The sequence below is a fragment of the Collinsella sp. CLA-ER-H4 genome (assembly GCF_040092395.1).
Lineage (GTDB): Bacteria > Actinomycetota > Coriobacteriia > Coriobacteriales > Coriobacteriaceae > Collinsella.
This window is the reverse complement of the sequence record NZ_JBBNLQ010000002.1, coordinates 44,227-58,727: the sequence shown is the minus strand read 5'-3', so window position 1 is coordinate 58,727 and position 14,501 is coordinate 44,227. Positions and strand designations below refer to the sequence as shown.

Below are 14,501 nucleotides of genomic sequence, written 5' to 3'. Positions count from 1 at the left end.
AGGTATGTCGTGCCGGACGGTGGATGTGCCGTCGGGGCAGGATGGACATAAGTTATTACACGATAAACCAAACGGGGCGCGCGAGGCCTCGTGTATGCTGGAAGACGGCATTTTTCAGAGTGAATGCATACCTTGGTAAGGAGTTTGTCGATGGCGATTCGGACGATGGGGCCGAGCGGACAATACGAGACTGGATTGGATGCTGCCGGTGCGGCGCTGCCCGAGCTGCTGGCGCCGGCGGGCGGACTCGACCAGATGCTTGCGGCCATCGCCGCGGGTGCCGATGCCATCTATGCGGGGTTGGGCGGCTTTAACGCCCGTGTGAGCGCCCATGGCTTTACGGATGACGAGTTTGCGCGCGGCTGCGCCGTGGCGCATGCCCATGGCGTGCGTGTGTACGTAACGCTCAACGTGTTCGTGTTTGACGATGAGTTGTCCGACGCGGTGGCGTTGGGAGCTCATGCACTGGAGTTGGGCGCCGATGCTCTGATTGTCGCCGATGCCGGGTTGGCCTGCGCGCTGCGCGCGGCGATTCCCGGGGTCGAGATTCACCTGTCCACGCAGGCGGGCGCTCATAGCGAGAGCGCCGTGCGGCTTGCCGCCGATGAGCTTGGGGTCGAGCGCGTGACGACGGCACGCGAGCTGGCGGTCGACGAGATTGCGGCGCTATGTGCCACGGGCGTGCCCATCGAGGTATTCTGCCACGGTGCGATTTGCATCGGCTATTCGGGGGCGTGCGAGTTCTCGGCCCTGCGGCGTGGGCGCTCGGCGATGCGCGGCGACTGCACGCAGCCGTGCCGTTTGGCGTACGACCTGGTGGACGAGGCTGGACAGAGCGTTGTCGCCGTCGAGGGAGATCGCCTGCTGTGCCCGCGCGACTATCTGGGTATTGCGCATCTGCCCGAGCTTGTAGATGCCGGCGTGGCGTCGCTCAAGATCGAGGGGCGCATGAAGAACCCTGATTACGTATTCAACGTGGTGCGGGTGTGGCGCCGGGCACTCGATATGCTGTGCGACGGCGCGTGGGACCCCGGTGCCGTGGAAGAGCTCGAGCGCGAGCTGGGAAGGTCGTTTAACCGTGGGTTTACCGATGCGTACCTGCGAGGACGTTCGGGTGCCGAGCTTATGAGCTTTGAGCGTGCGATCAACCAAGGTGTGCGCGTGGGACGCCTGGTGGCCGTTGGCCACGAAGAGGTGACCGTTGAGCTCGATGCCGCCGTGGCGGCGGGTGACACGCTCGAGATTCGGTTCTATCCGGGTGCCGACGCGCGTCCCGATGTGCCCAAGCGCTGGCCGCAGGTGCCCTGTCCGGTGGATGCCGCGGCGGGGGAGCGCGTCGTCGTGCATTGCAAGCGTAAGGTGGACGCGGGCTGCGAGGTATACCTGATTCGCAGCGCCGGCGTGTTGGATCAGACGGCGGCGGTGTTGGAGCGCATGCGGGCCGAGGCAGATGCGATTGCGCCCGTTGCACGTGCCGTTGAGGTACTGCCCTTTGAGGGCGCCGTGGCTGTTGGCGACGTGCCCGAGGCGGCGTTGACGGAGCCGTCGGAAAAGGGGGCTTCCGCTCGCATGGTTTTTGCCTGGCAGCTGATGGATGCCGACCCGTGTGGCGAGCGCGATCTGTCCGATGCGACCGTGGTGCTCGACGAGGTCTGTCGCACAGCCGATGCCTCGCGTACACGCTCGCTTATGCGGCGTGCTGGGCGCGTCGTCTGCCGTAATCTGGGACAGGTAGCGATGGCGCGTGAGCTGGGCGTGGCGTTTGACGTTGCGGCACCGGTGTTTTGCGCGAACCGGGCTACGCTTGCCTGGCTACGCGGGCTCGGCGCGGGCCGTGTGTATTTGCCTGCCGAGCTTGCCGCCGACGACGCGGAGCGTGTTGCCGAGCTTGCCGCTTGCCCCGGTGTCTTGGGACCTGTCGACGCCGACCGTCCCGAGCTCATGGTGTGCGAGCACTGCTTGCTGACTGCCGAGGGCGCCTGCGCCACGGATGCGACGGGGCAGGTCCGTTGCCGTGACTGCTCGCGCCGTCAACGGGCGCGCTTTTTGGTCGAACGTGACGGCACGCGTTTGCCGGTCGTTATCGACGCGTGCGGCAGGACGAGGATTTTCCTGTCGTAGGTGTTCGGCCGCGCCGTTTTGGTTATTATTAGTGGGTTTATGAACTTCGAGCACCGCCGTATCCGGTGAGGGTGCTATAGCAAAAGGAGGATACCCAATGCTGTCTGTCGACGAGCAAATGCGTATCATCACCTCGGGCGCAGCGCAGATCGTCCCCGAGGCCGACCTTCGCAAGAAGCTTGAGAAGGGCGAGCCCCTCAACATCAAACTCGGCGTCGATCCCACCAGCCCCGACCTGCACCTGGGCCATGCCGTGCCCCTGCGCAAGATGCGTCAGTTCCAGGACCTGGGCCACAACGTCACCCTCATTATCGGTAACGGCACCGCACTGATCGGCGATCCTTCGGGCAAGAACTCCACCCGCCCGCAGCTTTCGCAGGAGCAGATCGAGGCCAACGCCGAGACCTACGTGAGCCAGGCCATGAAGATCCTGGATCCCGAGAAGACCACCATCGTGCACAACGGCGACTGGATCCTGTCGATGGACCTGGCCGGCCTGCTGCAGGTGTGCTCCAAGTTCACCGTCGCCCGCATCCTCGAGCGCGATGACTTTACCAAGCGCTACCAGTCCCAGACGCCGATTGCCCTGCACGAGTTCCTGTACCCCGTGATGCAGGCCTTCGACTCCGTTCAGATTAAGGCCGACGTGGAGATGGGCGGTACCGATCAGCTCTTCAACCTGCTCGCTGGCCGTGAGCTCATGGAGAAGATGGGCATGGAGCCGCAGATTGCGCTCACCATGCCGCTGCTCGAGGGCACCGATGGCGTCCGTAAGATGTCCAAGTCCTACGGTAACTACATCGGCCTGACCGACGCGCCCAAGGATATGTTCGGCAAGACCATGTCCATCCCCGACGAGATGATTGGCAAGTACTACCGCCTGGCGAGCTCGCTCACCCCGGCCGAGGTCGACAAGATCGACGCTGCTCTGGCCGACGGCTCTGCCGATCCCTATGAGCTCAAGCGCGCTCTGGGCCGCGACCTGTGCGACACCTACCACGGCGCCGGTGCCGGCGACGAGGCCCAGGCCGAGTTCGACCGCGTGTTCAAGGAGGGCCAGCTCGCCGACTTCCCCGAGAAGCATGTTGAGCTGACTGTTAACGACGAGGGCCAGATCTACCTCGCCGGCCTGCTCAAGGACCTGGGTCTTTCAGCCAGCGCCGGCCAGGCTCGTCGCGATATCGACGGCGGCGGCGTCAAAATCAACGGCAAGGCCGTGGCTCCCAAGAGCTATAACATCGATCCCAGCGCCCTCAAGCTGGGCGACACCCTCTCCGTGGGTAAGCGCAAGGGCTTCAAGTTGATTTAGTTCCGCCGTTCTACCGAACGGCGGACCGGCCGACGCTGCGCGGGCCGCATTTGGACAATCTGACGTTCAACTTCAAGGGCGTGACCAGAAAGTCAGCGCCCTTTCGTTTCACGTCACCTTGTCTCAAATGCGACCCGCTCGCTGGCGATGCCAAAACATCGGCGTTTTTGTTGTCGGGACGGCAGTTAGTAGTCGTCGAGTAGTCATTGGTGCTCAGCGGCAGTCCCCATTGCGCCAAGTGGCGTGTGCCGTTAAGCGGAGAGGCGTATTGTTGACCCATCGTTTGGGCATACAATGGCTATTGACTTGCTGCGGTGAAGGCCTGTCCGCTCCGCAGCTGTTTTCTACGGTTAAAGGAGTATGTATGTCCGTTGAGGTCATGAGGTCTGTGATCGATGCTGCCGAGGGGCGCGTGCCCGTCGACACGCTGTTTACCAATGCGCAGATCGTCGACGTGTATGGCCAGCGTGTGGCGCCCGGTAGCGTTGCCGTCAAGGACGGTGTGATCGTCGGCGTGCTCTACGATGGTCGCGACGATGCCGCTGGCGCCTACGAGGCAACTGAGGTCATCGACTGCCAGGGTCGCTATCTCGCTCCCGGTTTTATTGACGCGCATCTGCATATCGAGTCTTCGAACATCCGTCCTGCCGAGTATGCTCGCATGGCCGCGACGCGCGGTACTACCACCGCCATTGCCGACAGCCACGAGATTGCCAATGTTGCCGGTCTCGACGGCTTGCGCTTTATGATTGAGGACGGCCGCCGCGCACCCATCTCCATCAAGTACATGATGCCTTCGTGCGTGCCCGCGCTGCCCGACGAGCAGGCCGGTGCCGTTATTTCGGCTGCCGATATGCAGGCGTTTTTTGCCGAGCATCCAGGCGACGTTTTTGGCCTGGGCGAAATGATGAACCTGCCGGGCGTCTTTATGGCCGACCCCGAGACCTGTGCTCGCATCGACGCTGCCAACCAGACGCCGTCCAAACAGGTTGACGGCCACGCGCCGCTCGTTGCCGGTAAGGACCTCAACGCCTATGCCGCAGCGGGCATTATCGCCGACCACGAGTCGACGATTCCCGAGGAGGCACTCGACAAGCTGTCTCGCGGCATGTATGTGATGCTGCGTGAGGGCACGTGCAGCCACGACCTGGCCAATTTGTCCCCGATGCTGCTGGAGAATCCTGCCCGCGCCCGCCGCTGCTGCTTTGCGACCGACGACCGCGCTCCCTCCGATGCGCTTTCGACCGGCATGATCGACAATGCCTGCCGCGTGGCTATCGAGGCCGGTATCGACCCCGTGGTTGCCATCTCCATGGCGTCCCTTTCTACGGCTGAGGCATTTGGCCTGGACCACGGCTGCCGCGACCCGCACGAGCTCCGCGGCGCAATCGCCCCGGGCAAGCGCGCCGACCTGCTGGTACTCAACGACCTGACGTTTGCCACGGCCCCGCATCGCGTATATGCCGCCGGTGCTCTGGTGGCGCAGGACGGCACCTTTGTGGGCGAGATTGCACCCGAGATGGCCGAGGTTGCGGCCCTTGCCGATGAGCTGCGTGTTTCCGTTAAACTTCCGAAGCTATCGCTCGACGTGTTCGACTATGCCTTTAAGCCGGGCGAGGCCGTGATCGACGTGGTGCCGGGTAAGGCCATCACGGGTATGGCTCGTCCCGAGAGCGCCGAGGGCCTGCGCCGCATTATGCTGATTGAGCGCCACGGCCGCGGCGTGTCACTGCAGGCCGAGGGCGCCGACGGCGATGGTCCTGCGGGCCTGGGCCTGGTTGGCAAGCATATCGGTCGCGGCTGGGTGCGCGGCTTTACCATCACGGGCGGCGCTATCGCCTCGACGATCGGCCACGACTCGCACAACGTGTGCGTGGTGGGCGACAATGCGGCGGATATGATGGCTGCCGTTGAGGCCGTGGGCCAGGGCGGCCACGTGCTGGTGCGCAACGGCGAGGTCGTGGCTCGTATTCCTCTGGCGCTCGGCGGCCTGATGAGCGAAGGCACTGCCGAAGACGTCGCGGCGCAGCACGACGACTTTATGGTCAAGGCGCGCGCCATGGGTATTGAGCCGCCGCTCGACCCCATCATGGGCATCATTTTCCTGCCCCTGCCGGTTATCCCTACGCTCCGCATCCGCCCCGAGGGCATGTTCGACGTCACGACCTTCACCTACGCCGACTAGTCATCGGGGACGTTCTTAAACGACTGGCCGTCGGGGTGGCGTGTCGCCTGACGCCGCGACCGTAGGACCTCTGGCATGTGTGAGCTATTTGCCGGATCCTTGTAACGTTTACGCCCGCGGAGTCTTATCTGAGCTCCCTTTGGGTACGTTGGAATCGGATACGCGTTCGATTCCAACAAGCCCGAAGGGAGCTTTTCTATGTTTAAACTGATTGCATCCGATATGGACGGCACACTGCTTGACGAAAACGGCCAGGTGCCTCCCGAGACCTACGAACTGATTCTGGCGCTACACGAGCATGGCGTGCATTTCGCCGCATCGTCAGGTCGTCGCTACGATCGCCTGTGCGAGTTCTTTGCGCCCGTTCGCGACAAGATGGACTTTGTCGCCGCTAACGGCGCCCAGGTCTACGCCGACGGCAAGATGGTGGACCGCGAGGTGTATTCGCACTTGGCGATTCGAAAGCTCGCCCAAGCCGTCAGGACGTTTCCCAATCTGCATCTTGCGCTCTTTGACCGAACCAAGTCCTTTCTGCTCGATGACGAGTGCAAGTTCGTGCGCGAGGTCGATAAGGACCTTCCCAATGCCGAGCGCATTTGGGAGCTGCCCGATCCCAGCGTAAATATCATCAAAGCGAGTATCTTTTGCGACGACAGTGCGGTTATGGACAGTGCGTACGTGCTACAGCGCGAACTTGGTCAGCTCTTTACTTTTGCGCCTTCGGGCAACGCGTGGATCGATGCCATGCAGCCTGGTGTGTCGAAGGCCTCGGGTATCGCGCAGCTCGCGGAGCATTACGGCATTGGACGCGACGAGGTCATGGCGTTTGGCGACTCGATGAACGACTACGAGATCATTCGCTTTGTCGGCACGGGCTGCGCGATGGAAAACGCGCGTCCTGCGCTTAAGGCGGTGGCCGATCGCGTCGTAGGCTGCAACCGCGACCACGCCGTTCAGCATGAGCTCCGTCGCGTGCTGGAGAGTCTCTCCTAATCCGGCAGATGGGGACGTTCCCTTTCTGCCGACAGTGGGGGACAGTCCTTGCAGCTTTTTGCGAAGAGTGTCCCCAACGACTAGTCGTTTAAGAACGTCCCCAATGACTAGGCAAGGGCGGCCATGATGGTGCGGGCAACGCCGTCGTGGTCGTTGTCGTATTCGGTGATGGCGTCGGCGGCCTCGCGATCTTCGGGCTCGGCGTTGATCATGGCCATGCCATGGCCCGCTGCCTGCAGCATGGGGATGTCGTTGATGTTGTCGCCGAACGCCCAGGCGTCGGCGAGACGCTCGCCCAGATGCTCGCATAACCACGTGAGGGCCGTTCCCTTGGTGGCGCCCTCACCCATGACCTCGATATTCATGGCGTACGAACGCGTGACCTCAATGCCTCCGAGCGTGTCGAGCTCTGCTGCGATGGCGTCGCGATCGGCCGGGTCGTGCCAGTACATGGCGATGCGTTCGAGCGTCTCGACCTCGTCGATCTTGCTGTCGATATCCATGTCGATCGGTGTTCGTGTGCGCTTGAGCGAAGCCGCGATGTGGGGGTCACCGCCGCAGAACTCATCCAGGCGCCCGTAAAGCGAGCGGGGGAGGAAGCACTGTCCATCCGCGAAGATATCGAAGGTCACATCGTGGCCGGCGGCAATGCGATGGATGCGGTGGGCAATGCCACGGTCGAGCGGACGGCTCAAGATGCGCGTGGCGCACGAGGCGTCGGTGGGCACATCGTCGTCGAGCTGCCAGACGCTGGCGCCGTTGGCACAGACCGCGTAATGCACGGCGGGATGGGCGAGAATGGGCTCAAAGATGCCCGACAGCGGACGCCCCGTGCAGGGGACAAACTCGATGCTACGATGTGCGAGCTCGTCGAGCATTGCCCAAGTGGCGTCGCTCATCTGCTTATCGCTCGTCAGCAGCGTTCCGTCCATATCGGAAAACACAATCATTTGATGCAGCCCTTTCTACTGGCAAAAAAGCGTGGCCAAGGGCTTGGGTCCCTGGCCACGCTCAAGATCTATAACGGTCCGCGTCCTATCGGTCGGCGAGTGGCTTGTACTCCAGCGGCTCGATAACCGGGCGGTAGGCGGGGCGGATGATGCGGTGCGCGCAGAAGAGCTCTTCCATGCGGTGTGCCGACCAGCCGGCCATGCGGGCGACGGCGAATAGCGGCGTAAAGAGCGTCTCGGGCACGCCGAGCATCTTGTAGATAAAGCCCGTGTACAGGTCGATGTTGGCGCAGATAGGCTTGGTCATGCCGTGGTCGCGCATGACCTGGGGTGCCAGGCGCTCGATGCGCTCGATGAGCGCGAACTCTTCGCCCAAGTCCTTCTTGGCTGCCAGTGAGCGCGCGTAACGGCGGCAGACCTCGGCGCGCGGGTCGCTGAGCGTATAGACGGCGTGGCCCATGCCGTAGATGAGGCCTGTGCCGTCGAAGGCCTGCTTGTCGAGGATCTTGCCCAGGTAGGCCGCGACCTCGTCCTCGTCCTCCCAGTTGGAGACATGCGCGCGGATGTCCTCGTGCATAGACACGACCTTGGCATTGGCACCGCCGTGGCGCGGGCCCTTGAGCGAACCGATAGCCGCGGCGTAGGCGGAATACGGGTCGGTGGCCGAAGATGACAGCACGCGGCAAGCGAAGGTGGAGTTGTTGCCGCCGCCGTGCTCGGCATGCAGCATGAGCATAACGTCGAGCAGCATGGCTTCGTCGCGGGTGAACGCCATGCCGCCGCGCAGGACCTGCAGGATGGTCTCGGCGGTGGAAAGACCGGGCGTGGGGTGCGGCACGTGAACCTCGGAGCCGCGAAGCTTGGCGACCGAGGCCATGTGTGCGAAGGCGGCAATGCGCGGGAGACGTGCGAGCATGGAAATGGCGACGTCGATTTCGTGCTCAGGCGTGATCACGTCTGGTTCGGCATCGAAGGCGTAGAGCAGCAGTACGGCGCGCTGGAGCACGTTCATGATGCTCGACGACACCGTGGTCATAGGGAACTCTTTAACGTACTCGTCGCTCAGATGTCTAAAGGCGCCCAGGCGCTCGCAAAAGCCGTCGAGCTCTTCCTTGTTGGGCAGCGAACCCGTGATAAGCAGATAGGCGACTTCTTCGTAGCCGTAGCGATTCTCGGCCTGGGCATTGTTGACCAGATCCTCGATGCTGTAGCCGCGAAGCGTGAGCTTGCCCTGATCGGGCACGACCTTTCCGTCGACCTTGTTGTAGCCGTGCACATCCGAGATACGAGTGAGGCCCGCGACCACGCCCGAGCCGTCGGCATTGCGCAGGCCGCGCTTGACATTGTGCTCGACAAACAGGTCCTCGTCATAAGGGTCGGTCGGCAGGCCGTGGTAGAGGCTTTCGCTCTCAGACGAAATCTGGCGGCTTGCTTCGTAATCCAAAACCAGTCGGCTCAAGTGGTCATCGAAGCGGTAATAGATTTTCTTGGCGTCGTAGGCCATGCGCGCTCCTCTCCGGGCCGCATCGGGGTGGCTTGCATGGGCATGCGCGCGTCAGGCTATCCCCAGCGGCTTGCTCGCTACAGGCGGTACATAAAGTTAAAGACGTCCTCGCGCTGGATGGACACGTTGACGCCCGAAAGCTCGCCGGCCTCGGCCAGGGCCTTCTGCAGCTCGGCGAAGTCGAGCTTGGACTCGGCGGTATCGGCCAGCATGGTCATGGTGAAGATGTCCTCGATAATGGACTGCGTGATGTCGCGGATGTCGACGTTGGCCTCGCCCAGGACACGGGTGACGCCGGCGACGATGCCGGGGCGGTTCTTGCCAAGGACGGTGATGACGATACGGGAGGACGAGATCTCGGCCATGGGAAACCCTTTCGCGTGGTTGCGGCGCGCGGGGGCGCTCCGCTACGGTACAGTGTTCATCATTGTACCCGTCTGGCGCCAAAAGGGGTGTGCTTACTGCGGCGTTACACGTCTGCAACATGGGCGAAGGGGCGACAGGGTGCGTGTTCGCCGCGGTTGGCCACGCCGCGTTACGCAAAGACCGTGAACCTTTTGTGGGACGCGCGGCGCCGTGGTACCATAGCCAAGTTTGTTGTCTTGGTCGGAAACCAAGACGCCTTATGCGCTGATCGGTAACCAGCGCCTGACTAATAAGGAGTCCTACCATGAAGCAGGGTATCCATCCCCAGTATGTCGAGTGCACGGTGACGTGCTCCTGCGGCAACACCTTCAAGACGCACGCTACCGTGTCTGAGATGAAGGTCGAGCTTTGCAACGAGTGCCACCCGTTCTACACCGGCCAGCAGAAGTTCGTCGACACCGGTGGACGCGTCCAGCGCTTCGCCGACAAGTTCGGTGGCGCCGCTGCCGCTCAGCTCAAGAAGGCCGAGGAGGCCAAGGCTGCCAAGGCCGCCAAGGCTGCTGAGGCCGAGGCCGCTCGCAAGGCCGCCGCTGAGGCCAAGGCTGCCGAGAAGGCTAAGCGTGCTGCTAAGTTTGCCGAGGAGGCTGCCAAGCAGGCCGCCGAGGCTCCCGCAGAGGCTCCTGTCGAGGAGGCCGCTGCCGAGGCCGAGACCACCGAGGCTGCTGAGTAAATAGCTCGCCGCGGAATCGCTCGCATTCATGGCATGAGGGCCGTGCATCCATTTGGGTGCGCGGCCCTTTTTCTTTTTAAATTAGTGCAAACTAACCTGTCCCCATGGCACCACATGGCAGAGAGGCAGCGTTTGCCCAGATAGACCTGCCAAAATTAACTTGTCCCATTGTGGCAGGTTGGTCGTAGTTATTACGTGGCGGTCGAGCTCGACCGTATAGGCCGCGCCTTGTTTGGCTAAAGTACAATCATCTGTGTTTAACTCGCCCGCAGCTGCACGGCGTGGGCGATGGCCAAAAAAGGAAAACTACATGGGATTCATGTCAAAGCTGCTGTCCTTTGGATCCGATAAGGACCTTAAGCGCTACTACAAGATCGTCGACCAGATCAACGGTCTTGAGCCCCAGTTTGAGAAGATGACCGAGGAGGAACTCCGCGCCCAGACCGATAAGTTCCGCGAGCGTTACGCCAACGGTGAGTCGCTCGACGACATGCTTCCCGAGGCCTTTGCCACCGTGCGTGAGGCTTCCAAGCGCACCATGGGTATGCGCCACTTTGACGTGCAGCTCATTGGCGCTATGGCACTGCACGAGGGCCACATTGCCGAGATGAAGACTGGCGAAGGTAAGACCCTCGTCTCCACGTTGGCCGGCTATCTCAACGCTATTGCCGGCAAAGGCGTGCACGTCGTTACTGTCAATGATTACCTTGCCAAGCGCGACTCCGAGTGGATGGGCCGCATCTATAAGTACCTGGGCATGACCGTCGGTCTGCTCCAGAACAACATGCCGCTCGAGCTCAAGCGCCCGGCCTACCAGGCAGACGTCACCTACGGTACCAACTCCGAGTTCGGCTTTGATTATCTGCGCGACAACATGGTTACCCGTCCCGAGCAGCGCGTGCAGCGCGGCCACAACTACGCCATCGTCGACGAGGTTGACTCCATCCTGATCGATGAGGCCCGCACCCCGCTGATCATCTCGGGCGCCGGCACCAAGTCCGCCAGCACCTACAAGGACTTCGCGCGTGCCGTGCGCGGCCTTGAGCGCGGCGAGGACGTGTCGCATGACATGCTCACTGCCACCGAGGATGTGGAGCCCACGGGCGACTACGTCATGGACGAGGCCAAGCACACCATTGCCGCCACCGAGCGCGGCCTTAAGAAAATTGAGCGCCGCCTGGGTATCGATGACATCTATGCCGATCTCTCCGGCCAGCTGGTCAACCACCTGCAGCAAGCGCTGAAGGCCCAGTACATGTTCCACCGCGATAAGCAGTACGTGGTCACCAACGGCGAGGTCAAGATCGTCGACGAGTTCACCGGCCGCATCATGGAGGGCCGCCGCTATTCTGAGGGCCTGCACCAGGCCATCGAGGCCAAAGAGGGCGTGCTCGTACGCGAGGAGAACCAGACCCTGGCCACCATCACCCTGCAGAACTACTTCCGTCTGTATGACAAGCTCTCCGGCATGACCGGCACGGCACTTACCGAGGATGCCGAGTTCCGCGAGATCTACAAGCTGCCCGTCGAAGTCATCCCTTCCAACAAGCCCGTGCAGCGCGTGGATCACGAGGACCTGGTGTACCGCACCATTCAGGCCAAGTACAACGCCGTCGCCGACGATGTCGAGCGACGTCACGCCAAGGGGCAGCCGGTCCTGGTGGGCACCGTCTCCATCGAGAGTTCCGAGAAGCTGTCCGCCGCCCTTACCAAGCGCGGCATCGCACACGAGGTCCTCAACGCCAAGCACCATGAACGCGAGGCCCACATCGTTGCCCAGGCCGGACGCTACGGCGCCGTGACCATCGCTACTAACATGGCTGGTCGTGGTACCGACATCCTGCTGGGCGGCAACCCCGACGAGCTGGTGCGCGAGCGCCTGGAGTACGAGGGTCTGACCATGGAGGATGTGACGCCCGAGCAGCTCGAGCAGTTTAACGCCGAGGCCAAGGAGACTTGCAAGGCCGAGCGCGAGCGCGTGCTTGCCGCCGGCGGCCTGACCGTCATCGGCACCGAGCGCCATGAGTCCCGCCGTATCGACAACCAGCTGCGCGGCCGTTCCGGCCGTCAGGGCGATCCAGGCGAGACCCAGTTCTACCTGTCGCTCGAGGACGACCTCATGCGCCTGTTCGGCGGCGACAAGATGGACCGCGTCTCCAAGATGATGGTCACGGCCGACATGGGCGACGACATGCCCATCCAGCACAAGATCATCTCCAAGGCCGTCGAGAGCGCCCAGCACAAGGTCGAGAGCATCAACTTCTCCATGCGTAAGAGCGTCCTTGAGTACGACGACGTCATGAACAAGCAGCGCCAGGTCATCTACGCCGAGCGCAATAAGATTCTGGACGGCAAGGACCTGACCGACCACATCACCGAGGTCATGCACGACACCGTGTACCGCTGCGTGCAGGAGTTCTGCACCAAGGACAGCCACGAGGGCGAGCGCGATCTTGAGGGTTTGCGTAAGTGGGTTGTGGAGCTCACCGGCCACATCGATACGCCGAAGTTCCCCGACGAGGATTATGAGGCCCTGGCTGCCGATGTCCTGGCTTACGTAGAGAAGTGCTACAACATGAAGGCCGAGCGCTTGGGCGAGGACCTGATGCGCGAGCTCAACACCCAGGTCATGCTGCGCGTCATCGATACCCGCTGGATGAACTACCTGCAGGAGATGGACTACCTCAAGACCGGCATCGGCCTGCGCGGCTTTGGCCAGCGCGACCCGCTGGTCGAGTACAAGACCGAGGCCTACGGCGCGTTCCAGATACTCGTCGATACCATGTATGAGGATTACCTGCGCACGGTTCTGCGCATCGAGATCAAGGCTGCCCCGCGTGCCGTGGAGCACAAGGAGGAGCCCGCGCTCGAGGGCGCGCGCTTCTCCGGTCCTGCCGAGGTCGATGGTGACAACGGCGACTCGGTGCTGCGCAAGCAGGCGCAGGTGCAGGCCCGCACGGCTGTCCAAGGCGGACCGGCTGCCGTCAACAACGGTGGCAAGGTGACCACCTATCGCAAGTCCGAGAGCGACGATCCGTACGTCAACGTGGGCCGCAACGACCCGTGCCCCTGCGGTAGCGGCAAGAAGTTTAAGTACTGCCACGGCAGGAATCGTTAATGGCTGAGGCTTTAGAGGTAACGCCCGCCGAGCTGGACGCGTTCGCGGACCGGCTCGGCGAGGTCGAGTCGTATCTCCACCTGGACGAGAAGCGTACCCGCGTGTCCGAGCTCGAGGCCAAAAGTGTTGCCCCTGGCTTTTGGGATGACGCCGACGCCGCCCGTGCCACCATGGAGGAGATTGCGCGCACCAAGGAAGATATCGCTGCCGTGGACACCGCGCGCGGCGAGCTTTCCGATGCCCGCGCCGCGCTGGAGCTTGCCGAGGAGATGGGGGATGACCCCGACGCCGTCGCCCTTCGCGAGGAGGCTACAGCCACGGCTGAGCGCCTGGCCCGTGCCATCGATGAGCTTGAGCTTTCGAGCTGGTTTACCGGTGAGTTCGATCACGGCGATGCCATTGTGACCATCAAGCCCGGACAGGGTGGCCTGGAGGCCCAGGACTGGACCTTCATGCTCTTTAAGATGTACATGAAGTACTGCCAGCGTCGCGGCTGGAAGGTCACCATCAACGACTGTCCTGCGGCCGAGGTCATCGGCATTGACCGCGCGACCTTTACCGTCGAGGGCAAGGACGCATTTGGCATGCTGCGCGCCGAGGCCGGCGTCCACCGCTTGGTGCGCATCAGCCCCACCGACGACAAGAAGCGCCGCCAGACCACGTTTGCCGGCGTCGAGGTCATCCCCGTGCTACCCGATGATATCGACATCGAGATCAGTCCCGACGACATCCGCGTGGACGTGTACCACGCGAGCGGCCCGGGCGGTCAGGGCGTCAACACCACCGACTCCGCCGTGCGCGTGACGCATTTCCCCAGCGGCATTGTGGTCACCTGCCAAAACGAGCGCAGCCAGATCCAGAACAAGGCCGCGTGCATGCAGATTCTCAAGGCCCGTCTGTACGAGATCGAGCTCGAGAAGCGCGCCGAGGCGCTCGACGAGATTCGTGGACCCAAGACCACGATCGGTTTTGGCAACCAGATTCGCAGCTATGTGCTCTACCCGTATCAGATGGTCAAGGACCTGCGTACGGGCGTGGAGACCAGCAACGTCGAGGCCGTTCTCGACGATGGCGATCTGGATCCGTTTGTGATTGGCTACCATCGCTGGGCCACCGGCAACGCCGATGCAGAAGGCTCGGAGGTCTAAAACATCGGGCAGTTTCAAGCCGATGCTAAGCCCAACGGTTGGACGGGTTTGTATCCAGAATAAACCCTGCGCAGGGG

General features: G+C 62.5%; 10 protein-coding genes. 7 read left to right on the top strand and 3 right to left on the bottom strand.

All coding sequences use genetic code 11. The features are described from left to right. Window positions 1–150 precede the first annotated feature (150 nt). From AAAX34_RS02270 to AAAX34_RS02255, 4 genes are all read left to right on the top strand, one after another. A complete protein-coding gene (locus AAAX34_RS02270) occupies window positions 151–2,121 on the top strand; it encodes a U32 family peptidase (RefSeq protein WP_349109850.1) in 1,971 nt (656 codons plus the stop codon). Between the two features lie 97 nt (window positions 2,122–2,218). Next, complete coding sequence (gene tyrS, locus AAAX34_RS02265; RefSeq protein ID WP_006235283.1) at window positions 2,219–3,430, top strand: tyrosine--tRNA ligase; 1,212 nt, start codon at window positions 2,219–2,221, stop codon at window positions 3,428–3,430. 364 nt (window positions 3,431–3,794) lie between these two features. After that, complete coding sequence (locus AAAX34_RS02260; protein WP_349109849.1) at window positions 3,795–5,615, top strand: adenine deaminase C-terminal domain-containing protein; 1,821 nt, start codon at window positions 3,795–3,797, stop codon at window positions 5,613–5,615. Window positions 5,616–5,813: 198 nt separating this feature from the next. Continuing rightward, window positions 5,814–6,608, top strand: a complete 795-nt coding sequence (locus AAAX34_RS02255) for a Cof-type HAD-IIB family hydrolase (RefSeq protein ID WP_349109848.1) — start codon at window positions 5,814–5,816, stop codon at window positions 6,606–6,608. 107 nt (window positions 6,609–6,715) lie between these two features. Here the strand turns inward: AAAX34_RS02255 and AAAX34_RS02250 are convergent, their stop codons facing one another. The 3 genes from AAAX34_RS02250 to AAAX34_RS02240 form a co-directional block, all read right to left on the bottom strand. Continuing rightward, window positions 6,716–7,558: a Cof-type HAD-IIB family hydrolase gene (locus tag AAAX34_RS02250; protein ID WP_349109847.1), complete on the bottom strand. Its 843-nt coding sequence runs from the start codon at window positions 7,556–7,558 to the stop codon at window positions 6,716–6,718. Window positions 7,559–7,643: 85 nt separating this feature from the next. Beyond that, complete coding sequence (locus AAAX34_RS02245; protein ID WP_349109846.1) at window positions 7,644–9,062, bottom strand: citrate synthase; 1,419 nt, start codon at window positions 9,060–9,062, stop codon at window positions 7,644–7,646. Between the two features lie 77 nt (window positions 9,063–9,139). After that, entirely contained in the window at window positions 9,140–9,427 is a 288-nt protein-coding gene (locus tag AAAX34_RS02240; protein WP_006235289.1) for an ACT domain-containing protein, read from the bottom strand. A 305-nt stretch (window positions 9,428–9,732) separates the two neighbouring features. Here AAAX34_RS02240 and rpmE point away from each other — a divergent pair, with 305 nt between their 5' ends. From rpmE to prfB, 3 genes are all read left to right on the top strand, one after another. Next, a complete protein-coding gene (gene rpmE, locus AAAX34_RS02235) occupies window positions 9,733–10,158 on the top strand; it encodes a 50S ribosomal protein L31 (RefSeq protein ID WP_006235303.1) in 426 nt (141 codons plus the stop codon). Between the two features lie 310 nt (window positions 10,159–10,468). Next, window positions 10,469–13,276 carry a preprotein translocase subunit SecA gene (gene secA, locus AAAX34_RS02230; protein ID WP_349109845.1) on the top strand — a complete coding sequence of 936 codons (2,808 nt, stop codon included), beginning with the start codon at window positions 10,469–10,471 and terminating at the stop codon, window positions 13,274–13,276. Continuing rightward, entirely contained in the window at window positions 13,276–14,424 is a 1,149-nt protein-coding gene (prfB, locus tag AAAX34_RS02225) for a peptide chain release factor 2 (protein ID WP_349109844.1), read from the top strand. Before secA ends, prfB begins: the two co-directional genes overlap by 1 nt. Window positions 14,425–14,501: the final 77 nt, after the last annotated feature.

What these genes read in the sequence shown, in the direction of transcription:
- AAAX34_RS02270 (WP_349109850.1), top strand. Translation starts at nt 151, where the DNA reads ATGGCGATTCGGACGATGGGGCCGAGCGGACAATACGAGACTGGATTG.
- tyrS (WP_006235283.1), top strand. Translation starts at nt 2,219, where the DNA reads ATGCTGTCTGTCGACGAGCAAATGCGTATCATCACCTCGGGCGCAGCG.
- AAAX34_RS02260 (WP_349109849.1), top strand. Translation starts at nt 3,795, where the DNA reads ATGTCCGTTGAGGTCATGAGGTCTGTGATCGATGCTGCCGAGGGGCGC.
- AAAX34_RS02255 (WP_349109848.1), top strand. Translation starts at nt 5,814, where the DNA reads ATGTTTAAACTGATTGCATCCGATATGGACGGCACACTGCTTGACGAA.
- AAAX34_RS02250 (WP_349109847.1), bottom strand. Translation starts at nt 7,558, where the DNA reads ATGATTGTGTTTTCCGATATGGACGGAACGCTGCTGACGAGCGATAAG.
- AAAX34_RS02245 (WP_349109846.1), bottom strand. Translation starts at nt 9,062, where the DNA reads ATGGCCTACGACGCCAAGAAAATCTATTACCGCTTCGATGACCACTTG.
- AAAX34_RS02240 (WP_006235289.1), bottom strand. Translation starts at nt 9,427, where the DNA reads ATGGCCGAGATCTCGTCCTCCCGTATCGTCATCACCGTCCTTGGCAAG.
- rpmE (WP_006235303.1), top strand. Translation starts at nt 9,733, where the DNA reads ATGAAGCAGGGTATCCATCCCCAGTATGTCGAGTGCACGGTGACGTGC.
- secA (WP_349109845.1), top strand. Translation starts at nt 10,469, where the DNA reads ATGGGATTCATGTCAAAGCTGCTGTCCTTTGGATCCGATAAGGACCTT.
- prfB (WP_349109844.1), top strand. Translation starts at nt 13,276, where the DNA reads ATGGCTGAGGCTTTAGAGGTAACGCCCGCCGAGCTGGACGCGTTCGCG.